This window comes from Streptomyces sp. 4N509B (assembly GCF_052245655.1).
Classification (GTDB): Bacteria; Actinomycetota; Actinomycetes; order Streptomycetales; family Streptomycetaceae; genus Streptomyces.
This window is the reverse complement of record NZ_JBQQBZ010000012.1, coordinates 45,111-61,844: the sequence shown is the minus strand read 5'-3', so window position 1 is coordinate 61,844 and position 16,734 is coordinate 45,111. Positions and strand designations below refer to the sequence as shown.

The following is a 16,734-nucleotide window of genomic DNA, read 5'->3' as shown; positions in this document are numbered from 1 at the left end:
GTGCGGGAGGCGGGCGCGATCACGGGGTGGCGGGCAGGCGCAGCACGAACAGGGCGCCGCCCTCCGGCGCACGGCTCACCGTGAGCGAGCCGCCGTGGCGTCCGGCGACGTCGCGGGCGATGGCGAGGCCGAGGCCGGCGCCACCGTCGTCGCGGCTGCGGGCGTCGTCGAGGCGGACGAACCGTTCGAAGATGCGCTCCCGGTCGGCCTCCGGCACGCCGGCCCCGTCGTCGGCGACCTCCACGACCGCGGTGCCGGCGTCGGCCCCGCCGTCGGCCCCCGCCTCCTCCCGGCGGACCGAGACGCGGACCGTCGAGGCGGCGTGGCGCCGCCCGTTGTCGAGCAGGTTCCCCAGCACCCGCAGCAGCTGGCCGCGGGACCCCGAGACCCGGACCGACTCCGCCATCTCCCCGGCGCGCACGGCGACACCGCCCGCCTCCCCGCCGGGCTCGGCGCCGCGCCGCGCGACCTCCTCGGCGACCAGCCGGGTGAGGTCGACCGGGGCGGCGGCCGGCCGCTCCCCCGCGTCCAGCCGCGCCAGCAGCAGCAGGTCGGCGGCGAGGTCCTGGAGCCGTATGGTGTCCTGCACCGCGCCGGGGACGTCCAGCAGCTCGGGATGGGCCTCGCCGACCTCCAGCTGGGTGCGGAGCGAGGCGATCGGGCTGCGCAGCTCGTGCGAGGCGTCGGCGACGAAGCGGCGCTGCCGCTCCACGGACGCCTCCAACGCGGTGAGCGTCTCGTTGGTGGTCTGCGCCAGCCTGCCGATCTCGTCCCGGGAACCGGGCTCGGGGACCCGGCGGGAGAGGTCCTGCGAGCGCGTGATCGCCGCCATCTCCTGGCGGATGCCCTCCACGGGGCGCAGGGCGCGGCGGGTCACCAGCCAGGTGACGCCGGCCACGACGGCCAGCAGGACGGGGATGCCGACGAGCATCGAGGTGCGGACGCTGTCGAGCGCGGCGCGCTCGACCTCCAGGGGGGCGCCGGCGTAGACGGTGACGTCCTGGCCGTTGGTGGTGCGGGCCCTGACGATCGCGAAGCGGTACTCGCCGTGCTGGCCGTCGACGACGGCGGTGCCGGTCGCCATGGCGGCCGGCTCGCTGTCCACCTCGCCGGGGCTCAGGGGGTCCTGCTGGTCTCCGCCGCTGCCGCCGTCGCCGTCGTCACCGCCGTCATCGTCACCGCCGTCATCGTCGCCGCCGTCATCGTCGCCGCCGTCGTCGTCACCGCCGTCGCTCTGGCTCAGCTCCTGGCGCTCGCCGTCGTCGCCGCCGTCACTGTCGTCGTCACTGTCGTCGTCACTGTCACTGTCGTCGTCGCCGTCATCGTCGTCGTCACTGTCGTCACCGCTGTCGCCGTCCTCACCGTTGGAGTCCCCACCGGCGCCGGGCCTCGCGTCGGCTCCGCCCCCGGCGGGCGCCTCGGTCTCCGTCTCCCGCGGCGGACGGGGGTTCTCCGCGGCCTCGAGCCCGCCCTGGCGCGGGACCACCTGCCCGCTGGCCGTGCCGGTGATCTCCTCCAGCCCCTCGCTGACCGCGACCAGCTCGCCGTCGCCGTTCAGCACCTGCACCGGGTTGGCGCCGTCGAGCTCCTGCCCCGCGACGTTCCGCGTACGGGTGGCCAGCTCCGTGGCGACCTCGCGGGCGTTGAGCTCCGCCTGGAGGTCCACCTGGTCGTCGAGGGTCTGGCGCAGGGTCACCAGCATCAGCAGCCCCGCCGCGACCAGCACGGCCGCCACCACCGCGGTGGCCCCGAGGGCGGCCCTCCCCCGCACGCTACGCACGGGAGGCCACCAGGCGGTATCCCGCGCCCCGCACGGTGACGATGAGGTCCGGGCCCAGCTTCCTGCGCAGCGCGCTCACGTAGACCTCGACGATGTTCGGATCGCCGTCGTAGGCGAAGTCCCAGCCGTGTTCGAGGATCTCGGCCTTCGAGACGACCTCCCCCGCCCGGCTGGCGAGGTGTTCCAGCACGGCGAACTCCTTCGCGGTGAGACTCGTCTCGGCCCCGGCCCGCGTGACGCGGCGCGCGCCTCTGTCGATCACCAGGTCGCCGACGCGCAGTTCGGGCGAGGCGGTGGAGCCGCGTCCGCGCCGCCGCAGCAGGGCGCGCACCCGCGCCACGAGGACGACGTAGGAGAACGGCTTGGTCAGGTAGTCGTCGGCGCCGGTGTCGAGGCCCTCGGCCTCGTCGTACTCGCCGTCCTTGGCCGTCAGCATCAGGATCGGCGTCTCGTCCCCCGCGGCGCGGAGCGCGGCGCAGACCCGGTACCCGTTCATGCCGGGCAGCATGATGTCGAGGATGACGAGGTCGTAGGAGGTCTCGGTGGCACGGTGCAGGCCGTCGGTGCCGTTGTGGACCACGTCCACGGCGAAGCCCTCGGCCGTCAGGCCCTGTGCCAGCGACCGGGCCAGTCGCCGCTCGTCCTCCACGATCAGCACGCGCATGGGACAAGCTTCGCAGAGCGTTCCTGAAGAGACCTTCAGGTTCCTTCAGCTCCGCTTCAGCAACGGTGGGCCATCGTCGTTCCCGTCGAACAGCACAGCACCCGGTGAACGGGAGCGAGGAGGAACCCGAGATGAAGCGCAACGTCATCGCGGCCGTCGCGGTCGCGGCCGCCGTGGTCGGTGGAGGCACCCTGGCCGGCATGAGCCTCGGCTCGGACGACGACACCACGGGGCAGAACCCGTCGGCCGTCGCGCCGGCCTCGGACGAGACGGTCGTCACGACGGGCGGCGAGGACGCGGCCGACGACGGCGGCGACGACGCCGGCGCTGACTCCGGCAGCGGCCAGGACGACGACGGGTCCGCGGCCCAGCGGGCCGCCGAGGCCGCCGCGGAGGCGGCGCCGGGCGTGGTGACCGCGGTCGAACTGGACGCCGACGACGGCACGGTCACCGGCTGGGAGGTCCGGGTCTGGGGTGACGACGACCAGTGGCACCGCGTCCTGGTCTCCGAGGACGGCACCGAGCTTCTCGACACCCGCCTCACCGGCGACGACGACGGGGACGACTGGAACGACGACGACGGCGACGACGGCGACGACGGGGACGACTGGAACGAGGACGGGGACGACGAGGGCTTCCTCCGTGACCTCGACGCCCTGGCCGACGGCACCCACATCGGCGAGGCGATCCGGATCGCCGAGGACCACACCGGGGCCATGCTGCGCGAGGCGGAGTTGGACGACGGCCGCTGGCACGTCGAACTGCGCGGCGAGGACGGCACCGAGTACGAGCTGGAGATCAACCCGGCCACCGGCGCGATCACCGAGGAGGAGCAGGACGACGACCGCAACGACGCGGACGACGGCGACGACCAGGGCGACGACCAGGCCGATGACCAGGGCGACGACCGCCACGACGACGGTGACGACGGGCACGACGACGACAGCGACGACGACCGTCACGACGACGCGGACGACCGCCACGACGACCACCACGACGACGACGCGGACGACGACGGCAGCGACGGCTGACGGAGCACCGACACGGGGACACACCGACGGGGCGTGAGGAGCGCTCGGGGCGAGCGGAGGAATCTTCCGCCACCCGAGTGCTCATGCCTATACGATAGAGCGCATGTTTATAGAGGAGCGCTCCCCTGACGACCCGGAGCTCGCCTGGCTACTCCACGCCGCCTTCGCCGAGCTCGTCGCCCGCGCCGGGGCGCGGGGCCGTTCCGGCGTCCGCCGCGAGGCCAGGTACCTGGTCGCCGTGGCCGAGGAGCGGGCCGTCGGGTGCGTCGCCCTCCAGCCGGTGCCGGAGGAGGCGACGACGGGCGAGGTCAAGCGCATGTACGTGACGCCGGCCGCCCGCGGCCGCGGCATGGCGCGCGGCCTCCTCACCGCCGTGGAGCGCCTCGCCCCCGAGCTGGGATACCACCGGCTGCGGCTGGTCACGGGGGTCGGACACGTCGCCGCCGTCGCGCTCTACGAGTCGGCGGGATACGTCCGCACCGCGCCGTACGGCCGGTACGTCACGGAGGCGGGAAACGTGGTCTGCTTCGCCAAGTCCCTCTCCCCCGGCGCATCCGCCGCACCCGGCGCCTCCGCGCGGCCCTCCGCCCTCAGCCAGTCGGGCTAGGGCCCGAGCCGCCGCCCTCGGCCTCGGCCACCGCGGCCACCAGCCGGTCGGCCGCCGCGTACGGGTCGAGCCCGCCCGTGGCGACCTGCTCCGCCAGCGCGGCCAGCCGCTGGTCGCCGCCGAGGTCGGCGATCCGCTCCCGCAGCGCCGTGACGGCGATCGTCTCCACCTCGCGCGCCGCCCGGCGGACCCGCCGCCGGGCGAGTTCGCCGCGCTCCTCCAGCCACGCGCGGTGCTTCTCCAGCGCCTCGACGACCTCCTCGACGCCCTCGCCCCGCGTCGCGACGCTCCGCACGACCGACGGCCGCCAGTCACCCGGGGCGCGTGCCTCGCCGAGGCCCAGCATGTGGTGCAGCTCGCGGACGGCGGCGTCGGCGCCCTCCCGGTCGGCCTTGTTGACCACGAAGACGTCGCCGACCTCCAGGATTCCGGCCTTGGCCGCCTGGATGCCGTCCCCCATCCCGGGCGCCACCAGCACCACCGTGGTGTCCGCCTGGGAGGCGATCTCCACCTCCGACTGCCCGACGCCGACCGTCTCCACCAGGATCACGTCGCAGCCCGCGGCGTCCAGCACCCGCACCGCCTGCGGGGCCGCCCACGCCAGGCCGCCCAGGTGGCCGCGGGTGGCCATCGACCGGATGTAGACGCCGGGGTCCGCGGCGTGCTCGCTCATCCGCACACGGTCGCCGAGGAGCGCGCCGCCGGAGAACGGCGAGGACGGGTCGACGGCCAGCACCCCGACGCGCCGGCCCGCCGCGCGGTAGGCGGTGACGAGCGCGGAGGTGGTGGTGGACTTCCCGACGCCCGGTGGGCCCGTCAGCCCGACGACGTAGGCGCGGCCCGTCAGCGGCGCCAGCGCGGCCATCACCTCGCGCAGCCGTGGCGAGGCCCCCTCGACGAGCGAGATCAGCCGGGCCACCGCGCGAGGCTGCCCCTGCCTGGCTCGTTGGACCAGTTCCGCCACCGTGACCTGGGACACGTCACCACCGCCGTCGTCGTCGCTGCCGCCGTCCACCGTGCGACACCTGTCTCGTGCGTACCTCCAGCGCCGCTGTAGCGCCGGCACCGCTCAGGGCGCCCGCCCGTGGCGCCGGCGCCGCTGGAGCGCCGGCGCCACGGCACCGCTACGGCGTCGGGACCCGCAGCAGCAGCGCGTCGCCCTGGCCGCCCCCGCCACACAGGGCCGCCGCGCCCAGGCCGCCGCCCCGGCGGCGCAGCTCCAGCGCCAGGTGGAGGGCGATGCGGGCGCCGGACATCCCGATCGGATGGCCCAGGGCGATGGCACCGCCGTTCACGTTCACCCTTTCGGGGGACACGCCGAGGTCCTTCATTGACTGGACGGCGACGGCGGCGAACGCCTCGTTGATCTCGATCAGGTCCAGCTCCGCGACGTCGCGGCCGGCCTTGCCCAGCGCGTGCCTGATCGCGCCCGAGGGCTGGGAGTGGAGGGAGTTGTCGGGGCCCGCGACGTTGCCGTGGGCGCCGATCTCGGCGATCCAGGGCAGCCCGAGCTCCTCGGCCCTGGCGCGGGACATGACCACCACCGCCGCGGCGCCGTCGGAGATCTGCGAGGCCGAGCCGGCCGTGATGGTGCCGTCCGCGGAGAACGCGGGCCGCAGCCGCGCCAGCGTCTCCTCGGTGGTCTCCGGCCTGATGCCCTCGTCCCGGTCGAACATCACCGGGTCGCCCTTCCGCTGCGGCAGCGCGACGGGGACGATCTCCTCCTCGAAGAGGCCGTTCTTCTGCGCGGCGGCGGCCCGCTGGTGGGAGGCCGCGGCGAAGGCGTCCTGCTCCGCGCGGGTCAGGCCGAGGCGGGTGTTGTGCCGTTCGGTGGACTCACCCATCGCGATGTTCTCGAAGGCGTCGGTCAGCCCGTCGTGCGCCATCGAGTCGAGCACCTCGACGGCGCCGTAGCGGTATCCGGCACGGGCCTTCGGCAGCAGGTGGGGGGCGCCCGTCATCGACTCCTGGCCCCCGGCGACGACCACGTCGAACTCACCGGCCCGGATCAGCTGGTCGGCCAGGGCGATCGCGTCGAGCCCGGAGAGGCAGACCTTGTTCACGGTGAGTGCGGGAACGGTCATGGGAACGCCCGCGTGGACGGCGGCCTGCCGTGCCGGGATCTGTCCCGCCCCGGCCTGGAGCACCTGGCCCATGATCACGTACTGCACCTGGTCGCCCGTGAGGCCGGCGCGCTCCAGCGCCGCCCGGATCGCGAAGCCGCCCAGCTCGGCGGCGCTGAAGGGGCTCAAGGACCCCAGCAGCCGGCCCATCGGCGTCCGGGCGCCCGCGACGATCACCGAGGTGCCCTGGCCCCTGGTCGTGGGAGCGGTCATGAGAGAACTCCTTCGCGTGAGGAGTGAACGAGGGTTTACCTCAAACGTACTGAGCGTGACACGAGAGCGTCACGGTCCGCGTCATGTGACCCCGCGCACGTTGCGAGCACGGCCCCAAAGACGGTGGACTGTGCAGATGTTGAGTCGCATCGATCACATCGGCATCGCCTGCTTCGATCTCGACGCCACCGTCGCCTTCTACCACGACACCTACGGCTTCGAGGTCTTCCACTCCGAGGTCAACGAGGAGCAGGGCGTACTGGAGGCCATGCTCAGGATCAACGGTACCGACGACGGCGGCGCCTCCTACCTCCAGCTGCTCCAGCCGATCCGGGACGACTCACCCGTCGGGAAGTGGATGGCGAAGAACGGCGAGGGCGTCCACCACATCGCCTTCGGCACGGCCGACGTCGACGCGGACGCCGAGGCCGTCCGCGCCAAGGGCGTCCGGGTGCTCTACGACACCCCGCGCCGCGGCTCGATGGACTCCCGTATCACGTTCCTCCACCCCAAGGACTGCCACGGCGTGCTCACCGAGTTGGTCACGGCGGCGCCCACCCCGGGTGGGGAGGAGCCCCGGAGCCCCGAGAGCCACTGACGAGGGCTCTCCTGCCCGGTAGAGTGGCCCAGCCGGGGCATGGACTTCACCTCGTCCCGCGTTCGGCCGATGATCCGACGTCGACCTGCGGAGGTGTTTCCCTCGCAGACAGCATCCGGATCAGCACTACCACGACCAGGGGACGGATGGGACCGCGCAGTGCGGGGCTACGACGCCTACCAGCCTGACGACCACCTCTCGCGACTCGAAGCCGAGATGGAGCGGCTGAAGAAGGAGCGGGACAAGGCCGTCGACCACGCCGACGACCTCGGATACCAGGTCGAGGTGCTGCGTGCCAAGCTGCACGAGGTCCGCCGCGCCCTGGCTCTCCGGCCTGTCTACGGCGACGCCCCCTCCCACGCGGAGCAGATCCTGCGGGCCGCCCAGATGCAGGCCGACCAGATGCGGTCGGACGCCGAGCGCGAGCTGCGCGACGCCCGCGCGCGGACCCAGCGCGCCCTCCAGGAGCAGTCGGAGCAGCGCGCCCGGCTGGAGGCCGAGCTGCACGCCGAGGCCGTGGGCCGGCGCCAGCAGCTCGACGAGGAGCTCGCACAGCGCCGGTCCACCGTCGAGTCCCACGTCAACGAGAACGTCGCCTGGGCCGAGCAGCTGCGCGCCCGCAGCGAGGCGCAGGCGCGCCGGCTGCTGGAGGAGACCAGGGCCGAGGCCGACCAGACCCTGACGCAGGCCAGGGCGGAGGCGCAGCGGCTGGTCGAGGAGGCCCGCCAGCGGCTGGCCGAGGACGCCGCCTCGGCCCGCGCCGAGGCCGAGGAGCTGCTGCGCCGGTCCCGTTCGGACGCCGAGCGGATGCTGGCGGCCGCCTCCGCGCAGGCCCAGGAGGCCACCGAGCACGCCGAGCGGCTGCGTTCCTCCACGGCCAACGAGACGGAGGCGGGGCGGCGCGAGGCGGCCGGCCTGGTGCGCAAGGCCGAGGAGCGGATGGCCGAGGCCGAGACCCGGCTGCGCGCGTCCCGCGAGGAGGCCAAGCAGCTCCTGGAGGAGGCCACCGCCGAGGCGGACAAGCGCCGCGCGGCGGCGGAGGCGGTCTACGAGCAGCGCACCAGCACCGCCAAGGCCGAGATCGCCCGCCTGGTCAGCGAGGCCACGCAGGACGCGGAGAACCGCCGCGAGGAGGCCGAGCACGCGCTGGCCGAGGCCCGCGCCCAGGCCGAGCAGCTGCTGGCCGAGGCCGCCGAGGAGGCGCGGACGAAGTCGGCCGAGGAGTACGCGGCCCAGCTGGCGGACGCGGCCCGCACCGCCGAGGAGGTGCTCACCAAGGCCGCCAAGGACGCCCAGGCCACGACGAAGGCGGCCACGGAGGAGGCCGAGCGGCTGCGCGCCGAGGCGGAGGAGGAGGCCGACCGGCTGCGCGCCGAGGCGCACGACGTCGCCGAGCAGCTGAAGGGCGCCGCGAAGGACGACACCAAGGAGTACCGGGCCAAGACCGTCGAGCTCCAGGAGGAGGCGCGGCGGCTGCGCGGCGAGGCCGAGCAGCTGCGCGCCGAGGCCGCCGAGGAGGCGGAGCGGCTGCGCGCGGAGGCCCGCAGGGAGGTCGTGCAGCAGATCGAGCAGGCCGCGGCCAGCGCCGAGGAGCTGCTCTCCCAGGCCAAGGCGGACGCCGACGAGACCCGCTCCGCGGCGATGACGGAGAGCGAACGGGTCCGCACCGAGGCCATCGAGCGCGCCACCACCCTGCGCAACCAGGCCGAGCAGGCGCTGAAGAAGGCGCGCGCCGAGGCCGAGAAGGAGCGCACGGACGCCGGCGAGCAGGCCGAGCGCGTCACCCGCGAGGCGGAGGAGGCCGCCCGGCAGCTGCGCGCCGAGGCCCGGCAGGCGGCCCGCGTGGAGCGCGAGGCGGCCACGGCCGAGCTCGAACGCCTGCGGGAGGAGGCCGAACGGCGCGTCGCGCAGGCCGACGAGGCGCTCGGCGAGGCCCGCGCCGAGGGCGAACGGCTGCGCAGCGAGGCGCACGCCGAGATCGAGCGGCTGCGCGCCGAGACCGCCGAGCGCATCAGGGCCCTCACCGAGCAGGCCGAGGAGGCCGCGCAGGAGCTGCGCGACGAGGCCGCCGCGGACGCCGCCCGGGCCCGTGCCGAGGGCGAGGAGCTGGCTGTGCGGCTGCGCGGCGAGGCCACCTCCGAGGCCACGCGGCTGCGGGACGAGGCCCGTCAGGCCGCCGACCGGATCCGCGCGGATGCCGCCGCCTCCGCCGAGCGCACCGCGAACGAGGCGGCGGCCGCGCTGGCCGCGGCGCAGGAGGAGGCGGCCCGGCTGCGCGCGGAGGGCAACGCCTTCCTCGCCGACGCCCGCGACGCGGCGCACCGGGAGCGGGCCCAGGCCCGCGAGCAGGCCGAGGAGGTGCTGGCCACCGCGCGCGCCAGGATGGACGAGGCGGAGCGCCGCGCCGAGACGCTGGTGGCCGCGGCCGAGCACAAGGCGCAGCAGGTGCGTGACTCGGTCAGCGGGCTCCGCGAGGAGGCGGAGGCGGAGATCGCCACCCACCGCGCCGAGGCCGAGCGGGAGGTCGCCCGCGTGCTGCGGGAGTCCGCCGAGGAGAAGGAGGCCGCCTCCGCCCTGGCCGAACGCACCGTCAAGGAGGCCATCGCCGAGGCGGAACGGCTGCGCACCGAGGCCGCGGAGGACGCCGAACGGGTCCGCGCCGACGCGGACGCCGTCCAGGACACCGCGCGCCGCGAGGCCGCCCGCAAGCGGAGCGACGCGGCCGCGCAGGCCGACGAGCTGCTGGCGAAGGCTCAGGAGGAGGCGCTGCGGATGGCCGCCGCGGCCGAGGAGCAGTCCGACACGATGGTGGCCGCCGCCCGCAAGGAGTCCTCCCGCCTCATCGCGGAGTCGCGGGAGGCCGGCAGCGAGCTGGTGGAGACCTCCCGGGCCGACGCCAACCAGCTGCTGGAGGAGGCTCGGCGGGACGCGGTGTCGATCCGCGCGCGCGCCGAGGAGCTGCGCGTGCGCGTGGAGGCCGAGGTCGAGGAGCTCCACGACCGGGCCAGGCGGGAGTCGGCCGAGCAGGCCAGGGCCGCGGGCGAGCGGGTGGACAAGCTCGTCCGGGCCGCCGAGGAGCAGCGCGCCGAGGCCCGCGCCGCCGCCGAGACGACGGTCGCGGAGGCCAACGCCGAGGCCAACCGGGTGCGCATCGCGGCCGTGAAGAAGGCCGAGGCGCTGATGAAGGAGGCCGAGCAGCAGCGCGCCGAGGTGCTGCGCGAGGCGCAGCGGATCCGTGGCGAGGCGGAGCGCGAGGCCAAGCGCGTCGTGGACGAGGGACGGCGGGAGCTGGACAAGCTCGCCCGCAGGCGCGAGGACATCAACGCCGAGATCTCCCGGGTGCAGGACGTGCTGGAGGCGTTGGAGTCCTTCGAGGCTCCCAAGGGGAACAAGGGGCAGAAGCCGGGCGGCACGGGCGGGGCGGTCGGCGCGGCCGCCGGCGCGCCGCGGCCCGGCGGGAAGCGCCCCGGCACGTGAGGCCGGCGGGCCCGTCGGCGGCCCGCCCGCGTGGCGCGTGGGACGCCCGTTGTCTCCCGTCGCCGGACCGGCGTACACGATCCGGCGGATCGTCAAAATGTGGGGGAACATTCTCCACACAGAACGCGTGATCCGCTCGATGACACGCCGGATTGCCCCCTAGGATGATGCCTTCGAGGGCGTGACCCGTCTGGAGAACTCAAAGGCTGATCAACACGCTGAGGAGCTCGACCTCGAAGCGCTGAACGCCCAGGCCCCAATCCCTACACACTCAGCCGTCTGAATCGACAGGAACCCCATGAGCGACACTTCCTCCTCTCCCTTCGGCTTCGAGCTCGTGCGGCGTGGCTACGACCGCGGGCAGGTGGACGACCGCATCTCGAAGCTCGTTGCCGACCGCGACAGCGCGCTGGCGCGCATCACCTCCCTGGAGAAGCGGATCGAGGAGCTTCACCTCGAGTCGCAGAACGCCCAGGCCCAGGTCGCCGACGCCGAGCCCTCGTACGCCGGGCTCGGCGCTCGGGTCGAGAAGATCCTCCGCCTCGCCGAGGAGGAGGCCAAGGACCTGCGTGAGGAGGCCCGCAGGGCCGCCGAGCAGCACCGCGAGCTGGCCGAGGGCGCGGCCCAGCAGGTGCGCAACGACGCCGAGGCGTACGCGGCCGAGCGCAAGGCCAAGTCCGAGGACGAGGGCGCCCGGATCATCGAGAAGGCCAGGAACGAGGCGGCCGCGATGCTCGCCGAGGCCGACAAGGACGCCCTCGCCAAGCGCGAGGAGGCCGACTCCCTCTTCGAGGAGACCCGCGCCAAGGCCGCCCAGGCCGCAGCCGACTTCGAGACCAACCTCGCCAAGCGCCGCGAGCAGTCCGAGCGCGACCTGGCCTCCCGTCAGGCGAAGGCCGAGAAGCGGCTGGCGGAGATCGAGCACCGCGCCGAGCAGCTGCGCCTGGAGGCCGAGAAGCTGCGCACCGACGCCGAGCGCCGGGCGCGTCAGACGGTGGAGACGGCGCAGCGGCAGTCCGAGGACATCGTCGCCGACGCCAACGCCAAGGCCGACCGGATCCGCAGCGAGTCCGAGCGCGAGCTGGCGGCGCTCACCAACCGCCGCGACAGCATCAACGCGCAGCTGACCAACGTGCGCGAGATGCTGGCCACGCTCACCGGCGCGCAGGTCGCCGCGACCTCGCTCGCGGACGACGACGGCGACGACGGCCTGACCAAGGGCGTTCCCGCGCAGCAGTCCCGCTGACGCCGCCGCGGCGCGGCGCGACGCCGCGCGACGACACGACACGGCCACGACACAGGGCCCGCCCCGCCGGGGGCGGGCCCTGTCCGTGTGCCCGGCACCCGGGCCGAGATCGTGTCGCGGGGTGGGCCCGCGCGCCCGTTGCCGCGCGGCGGCCGGGTCGATGCGAGGGCGTGACGTGGAACCGTGGGACAGCCGATAGGGTCTTAGGCCGAAAGGGGGACGAGTTCCGGACAGGTGCCGCCGGTCGGCCCCCACCCCCCACCCAGTCGAGCAGGGGCGAGCGGATGATCGAGGCAGTCGGCCTGACGAAGAGCTTCGGCTCCAAGACGGCCGTGTACAACCTGACGTTCCACGTACAACCCGGGAAGGTCACCGGGTTTCTCGGGCCGAACGGGGCCGGGAAGTCCACGACCATGCGGATGATCCTGGGGCTGGACGCGCCGACCAGCGGCAGAGTCACCATCGGCGGCTACCCGTACCGGCAGCTGCCCAACGCCCCCCGGCAGGTGGGCGCCCTGCTGGAGGCGGGCGCCCGGCACGGTGGCCGCAACGCCCGCTCGCACCTGCTGTGCCTGGCCCAGCTGGCCGGCATCCCCTCCCGCCGGGTGGACGAGGTGCTCGCCCTCGTCGGCCTCCAGGGAGTGGCGAGGAAGCGCTCGAAGGGCTTCTCCCTCGGCATGGGCCAGCGGCTCGGCATCGCCGCGGCGCTCCTGGGGGACCCGCAGGTGCTGCTCTTCGACGAGCCGGTCAACGGGCTCGACCCCGAGGGCATCCTGTGGATCCGCACCTTCATGCGCCGCCTGGCGGCCGAGGGGCGCACCGTCTTCGTCTCCAGCCACCTGATGAGCGAGATGGCGCAGACCGCCGACCACCTGATCGTGATCGGCCGCGGCCAGCTGATGGCCGACATGCCCGTGAAGGAGTTCATCGAGCGGAACTCCACGGGCTTCGCGCGGGTCCGCACCCCCGAGGGGGAGACCTCGCAGCGCGAGGCGCTGGTCAAGGTGCTCGGCGAGGCCGGCGGCCACGTGCAGCCCGAGGAGGACGGCGCCCTGCGGGTCGTCGGGCTCGACCTGCCGCGCATCAGCGACCTCGCCCACGCGGCGGACATCCGCCTGTGGGAGCTGTCGCCCCACACGGCCTCCCTGGAGGAGGCGTACATGCGGATGACCCAGGGCGCGGGCGACTTCAGCACGGCCGTGGGCGCGCCCGCGCCCGCGCACCTCGCGCAGGGCGCCCCTGTCCACGCGGCGGGCGTCGCCCTCCCCGGGCCGCCCGCGACGCCGGTGCCGGCGGCACCGATGTCGGCGGCACCGGCGGAACAGCCGGGCGCGGGACACGGCGGGTACGCCGCCGCTCCCGTCGGGCCGCCGCCGGCCGCCCCGCCCCACCACGGCCAGCACGCGCCGACGCAGACCGCGCAGGTGCCCCCCGCCGAGCCCTGGGCCGGCGGCTCGCCCGACACGACCATGCAGATCCCCACGCAGCGCCTGCGGGGACCCGCCCCGTCCCCGTCGGAGGAAACCCGATGACGACCCCACCGATGTCCTCCCCCGTGCCCCCGCAGGCCCCGCCCGTCGGGCAGGTGGCCCCCGGCGGCCCCGCGGGCCAGCCGCTCCACCAGGGCCCCGCCGGCCCTCCCGGACCTGCCGGCCCCGCGGCCGGACCGGTCTACGCCTCCCCCATGCCGGTGCGCCGCAGTCACCTCGGGCACGCCCTCGCCTCGGAGTGGACGAAGATCAGGACCGTGCGCTCCACCGTGTGGACGCTCGTGATCATGTTCGTCCTCGTCGTCGGCCTCGGCGCGGTCATCGGCACGGTGCTCAGCGGCGAGGACGAGCTGAACGCGCCGCTGCTCGGCGGCGGCTTCTTCGGGCTGATGCTCGGCCAGCTGTGCATCATCACCCTCGGCGTCCTGGTCGTCTCCTCCGAGTACGGCACCGGCATGATCCGCACGACGTTCACCGCCTGCCCGCAGCGCGGCCGCGTGCTGCTGGCCAAGGCCGTCGTGTTCTTCCTGCTCGCCTTCGTCATGACGCTCGCCGCCACCGGCCTGACCGGCCTGATCCTGGAGTCGATGCTCTCGGGGATGCCCGTCGACCCGTACGCGGACCCGGACGTCATGAAGGACTCGGTCGACCCGCAGACCGGCGAGGTGATCGTGCCCGGCAGCCACTGGCTGGGCGCGACGGTGGGCGCGGCGCTCTACGTCTCGCTGCTCGGCCTGCTCGGTCTGGCCGTCGGCGCCCTGCTGCGGCACTCGGCCGGCGCCATCACCGCCATGATCGGTGTCGTCGTCGTGCCGCTGCTGATGGCGCTGTTCATGGTCGGCGACGGCCTCGCGGAGCTGCGCGAGAAGCTGATCGAGTACTCGCCGCTCAACGGGCTGGCGTCGCTCTACCGCATCCCGATGCAGGGCGAGGACGACGCGACCGGCTGGCCGCTGCTCGGACTCCTGGCGGCGGTCACGCTCGCCGTGCTGATCGGCGCCTTCGCGCGGGTCAACGCCACCGACGCGTAGGGCCCAGGGCGCCGCCGCCCCTGGGCCGCGAGAGCCGGGCGCTCCTGCGGTCCCTGGCGTTCCAACAGGCGTGGTGCCAGTGGCGGCGGTCGGCCACGTCCCCGTGGCGGGGCCAGGCCACCGCGTGCGGCACGCCGGGCGGGATCTCCTGGTCGCAGCCGGGGCAGCGGTACCGCTTGGCGGCGGCGTCGGCGGCCATGCCGCGGACGACCCACTCCTCGCCGCGCCACTCCACGGTGTGTTCCAGGCCGTACCGGGGCGCGTCGTCCTCGGCGCGGCGGTCCTGCCGCTGCTGCTTCTCCTGACCGCGGGAACGGTTGCGACGGGGGGACACGGGACACCTCTGGGCGGAACGGGACGCTGCTCTCTTCGCTCACAGCAGTCTACGCAGCACCACGGTCCGCGACCGCACGCCTACTGACGGATCATCCGATGAAGATCATCCGAAGAACCCCTCACAGACCCCGTGCCTTCGGCACGTGTCCCGCGTTAATGCCTGTGGAACATGCCAGAACGTGGAGGACGTCGACGGGGACGTCGTGAGGAAGGGGCGAGGCCGATGCCGGAGGGGGTGCGGATCGGGGCGTTCCTGCTCGCCGGGCAGTATCCCGGACAGAGCCAGCAGGAGGCGCTGCACCGCGCGGCACGCGCGGCGGAGGTGGCCGACGAGGCGGGGCTCGACGCCGTCTGGCTGGCCGAGCACCACTTCGTGCCGTACGGGCTCTGCCCCTCGGCCACGACGTTCGCGGCGCTGCTCCTCGGCCGCACCCGGCGGATACGGGTGGGCACGGCGATCAGCGTGCTCTCCACCTCGCACCCGGTCGCCCTCGGCGAGCAGGCCGCGCTGCTGCACCTCCTGACCGACGGACGGTTCAGCCTGGGCGTGGGGCGAGGCGGCCCCTGGGTGGACCTGGAGGTGTTCGGCGGCGGCGCGGCGGCGTACGAGCACGGCTTCCCCGAGTCACTCGACCTGCTGCTGCGCTGGCTGCGCGAGCCCCGGGTGGCGGCCGAGGGCGAGCGGTACCGCTTCCGCGAGGTGCCCGTGGTGCCGCGGCCCCGCACACCCGGGAGTCCCGGGCCCGAGGTGCTGGTGGCCTGCACCTCCCCCGCCACCGTCAGGCTGGCCGCGGAGCGCGGGCTGCCGATGCTGCTCGGGATGCACATCGGGGACGAGGAGAAGGCCGGGATGGTGACGCTGTGGCGCGCCACGGCGCGGGAGGCGGGCCTCGGCCGGGCGGAGATCGCCGCGGCGCAGCGGCAGCACGTGTCGGCCGGGGTCGCCCAGGTCGCGGACAGTCACTCCGAGGCCGTGCAGACGCTGCGGCACGCGCTGCCGGGGTGGCTGCGCGCGGGGCTGGCGGCCCACCGCACGCTGGACGGCGGTCACCGGCCGATGCGGGACCCGTTGGCGTACACGGAGTTGCTGTGCGAGCTCCACCCGGTGGGGGATCCGGAGCTGTGCGCCGAGCGGCTGGCGGCCACCGCCGAACGGACGGGCATCAGCCGCTTCGCGCTGCTGGTGGAGGGCTCGGGGGACCTGGCCGCCACCGAGGAGAACGTCCGCCGGCTCGGCCGGGACGTGAGGCCGCTGCTGGCGCGGCGCGCGTCACCGTCTGCGTCGGCCTCGGCGGGGACGGCGATGGGGACGGGGACGGGAAGCGTGGGAGGAACGGGAGACTTGGGGGGCACGAGGGGCGCGGGGGGCACGAGGGGCGCGGGGGATCGGGAGGGGGAGGGCGGCTCGGACGCGGAGCCGGGCTCCGCCGGGTCGTCTGCCCGGGGAGCCCAGGAACTCCGGCGAGGATGAACCTTTCAGCAGTCGCGCAACTCCGGCGACTGGTTGAGCAGTTGGCCCCGGACGGAGGTGAACCGCGCCAGCCGCTCGTCGGCCGAGGCGTCGAGCGGGAAGACCGCCACCCGGTGGCAGTTCTGGAAGGCGAGCCGCACGCCGAAGTGGCGTTCCAACGCGCCCCTGATGGCGTCGCTGGCCAGCGCGCGCAGCAGCTGACCTCGGGCCTGCTCGTCCGGCGGCGGCGTGGTGTTGTCGGCGATGACCCCGCCGTCGACCTGTAGCCGGGTCACCAGGGAGCTGATCATGTTCCAGGCATAGGGCAGGGAGTTTCGGACGCAGTCGATGAAGTCCGCTTCATCGACCTCGCCTCGCTCGGCCTGCTCAAGCAGCGCCGGTGAGACGTCGAGCGACATGGAGATCTCCTCTCACGAACCCGGACGGGATCGGGGGCAGGGCCGACCGGCGGACGGCGGTCACGTCAGTTCGGCGCCCAGAGCCCACTACGTTAGAACTCCCGACGCTGGCATGTCAGTGGAATGGGCACATAACTGGCCACTGTCAACGTGGTGCCCGTCGGGTCCGCCCGCCCCGTTTCGCGGTACGCGACCCGTTTCCGGCAGCGGAACATCACGTTACGTGAGCAAACGATCGCAGCTCTGGCTCTGCCCACGGTGCGGCCCGG

At 74.4% G+C, this 16,734-nt stretch carries 13 protein-coding genes and 1 pseudogene; 8 read left to right on the top strand and 6 right to left on the bottom strand.

The genetic code is table 11. The features are described from left to right. Positions 1–19: 19 nt before the first annotated feature. Both ACTWP5_RS14050 and ACTWP5_RS14045 read right to left on the bottom strand, forming a co-directional pair. Positions 20–1,780 (bottom strand): sensor histidine kinase, encoded by a 1,761-nt coding sequence (locus ACTWP5_RS14050; protein ID WP_443221243.1) that lies wholly within the window; start codon positions 1,778–1,780, stop codon positions 20–22. Further along, the gene (locus ACTWP5_RS14045) at positions 1,773–2,444 is read right to left on the bottom strand and encodes a response regulator transcription factor (protein ID WP_443221242.1); all 672 of its coding nucleotides are present in this window, start codon (positions 2,442–2,444) and stop codon (positions 1,773–1,775) included. Before ACTWP5_RS14045 ends, ACTWP5_RS14050 begins: the two co-directional genes overlap by 8 nt. A 131-nt stretch (positions 2,445–2,575) precedes the next feature. Here ACTWP5_RS14045 and ACTWP5_RS14040 point away from each other — a divergent pair, with 131 nt between their 5' ends. Together ACTWP5_RS14040 and ACTWP5_RS14035 are read left to right on the top strand one after the other, a co-directional pair. Further along, positions 2,576–3,475: a PepSY domain-containing protein gene (locus ACTWP5_RS14040; RefSeq protein ID WP_443221241.1), complete on the top strand. Its 900-nt coding sequence runs from the start codon at positions 2,576–2,578 to the stop codon at positions 3,473–3,475. A 103-nt stretch (positions 3,476–3,578) separates the two neighbouring features. Further along, entirely contained in the window at positions 3,579–4,082 is a 504-nt protein-coding gene (locus ACTWP5_RS14035; RefSeq protein ID WP_443221240.1) for a GNAT family N-acetyltransferase, read from the top strand. On the opposite strand, the gene meaB is transcribed toward ACTWP5_RS14035, so the two are convergent. Together meaB and ACTWP5_RS14025 are read right to left on the bottom strand one after the other, a co-directional pair. Continuing rightward, the gene (gene meaB / locus ACTWP5_RS14030; RefSeq protein ID WP_443221239.1) at positions 4,066–5,097 is read right to left on the bottom strand and encodes a methylmalonyl Co-A mutase-associated GTPase MeaB; all 1,032 of its coding nucleotides are present in this window, start codon (positions 5,095–5,097) and stop codon (positions 4,066–4,068) included. The genes ACTWP5_RS14035 and meaB overlap by 17 nt on opposite strands. Before the next feature lie 109 nt (positions 5,098–5,206). Then, entirely contained in the window at positions 5,207–6,382 is a 1,176-nt protein-coding gene (locus ACTWP5_RS14025; protein WP_443221327.1) for an acetyl-CoA C-acetyltransferase, read from the bottom strand. A 172-nt stretch (positions 6,383–6,554) separates the two neighbouring features. Here ACTWP5_RS14025 and mce point away from each other — a divergent pair, with 172 nt between their 5' ends. The 5 genes from mce to ACTWP5_RS14000 all read left to right on the top strand — a co-directional run bounded on the left by mce (position 6,555) and on the right by ACTWP5_RS14000 (position 14,260). Continuing rightward, positions 6,555–7,016 (top strand): methylmalonyl-CoA epimerase, encoded by a 462-nt coding sequence (mce, locus tag ACTWP5_RS14020; protein ID WP_443221238.1) that lies wholly within the window; start codon positions 6,555–6,557, stop codon positions 7,014–7,016. 159 nt (positions 7,017–7,175) lie between these two features. Then, on the top strand, positions 7,176–10,493 hold the full coding sequence (locus tag ACTWP5_RS14015; RefSeq protein WP_443221237.1) for a hypothetical protein: 3,318 nt from the start codon (positions 7,176–7,178) through the stop codon (positions 10,491–10,493). 298 nt (positions 10,494–10,791) lie between these two features. Continuing rightward, on the top strand, positions 10,792–11,739 hold the full coding sequence (locus tag ACTWP5_RS14010; RefSeq protein WP_443221236.1) for a cellulose-binding protein: 948 nt from the start codon (positions 10,792–10,794) through the stop codon (positions 11,737–11,739). Between the two features lie 284 nt (positions 11,740–12,023). Then, positions 12,024–13,271: an ABC transporter ATP-binding protein gene (locus tag ACTWP5_RS14005; protein WP_443221235.1), complete on the top strand. Its 1,248-nt coding sequence runs from the start codon at positions 12,024–12,026 to the stop codon at positions 13,269–13,271. Continuing rightward, positions 13,268–14,260: an ABC transporter permease gene (locus tag ACTWP5_RS14000; protein ID WP_443221234.1), complete on the top strand. Its 993-nt coding sequence runs from the start codon at positions 13,268–13,270 to the stop codon at positions 14,258–14,260. Before ACTWP5_RS14005 ends, ACTWP5_RS14000 begins: the two co-directional genes overlap by 4 nt. On the opposite strand, the gene ACTWP5_RS13995 is transcribed toward ACTWP5_RS14000, so the two are convergent. Continuing rightward, positions 14,241–14,594 (bottom strand): ATP/GTP-binding protein, encoded by a 354-nt coding sequence (locus ACTWP5_RS13995; RefSeq protein ID WP_443221233.1) that lies wholly within the window; start codon positions 14,592–14,594, stop codon positions 14,241–14,243. The genes ACTWP5_RS14000 and ACTWP5_RS13995 overlap by 20 nt on opposite strands. Before the next feature lie 237 nt (positions 14,595–14,831). Between ACTWP5_RS13995 and ACTWP5_RS13990 the strand changes: the two are divergent. Next, positions 14,832–15,854: pseudogene (locus ACTWP5_RS13990) on the top strand (LLM class flavin-dependent oxidoreductase); the annotation flags it as partial. A 218-nt stretch (positions 15,855–16,072) separates the two neighbouring features. Here the strand turns inward: ACTWP5_RS13990 and ACTWP5_RS13985 are convergent. Next, positions 16,073–16,465, bottom strand: coding sequence for an SCO5389 family protein (locus ACTWP5_RS13985; protein ID WP_443221232.1), 393 nt, complete (start codon positions 16,463–16,465; stop codon positions 16,073–16,075). Between the last annotated feature and the right edge of the window lie 269 nt (positions 16,466–16,734).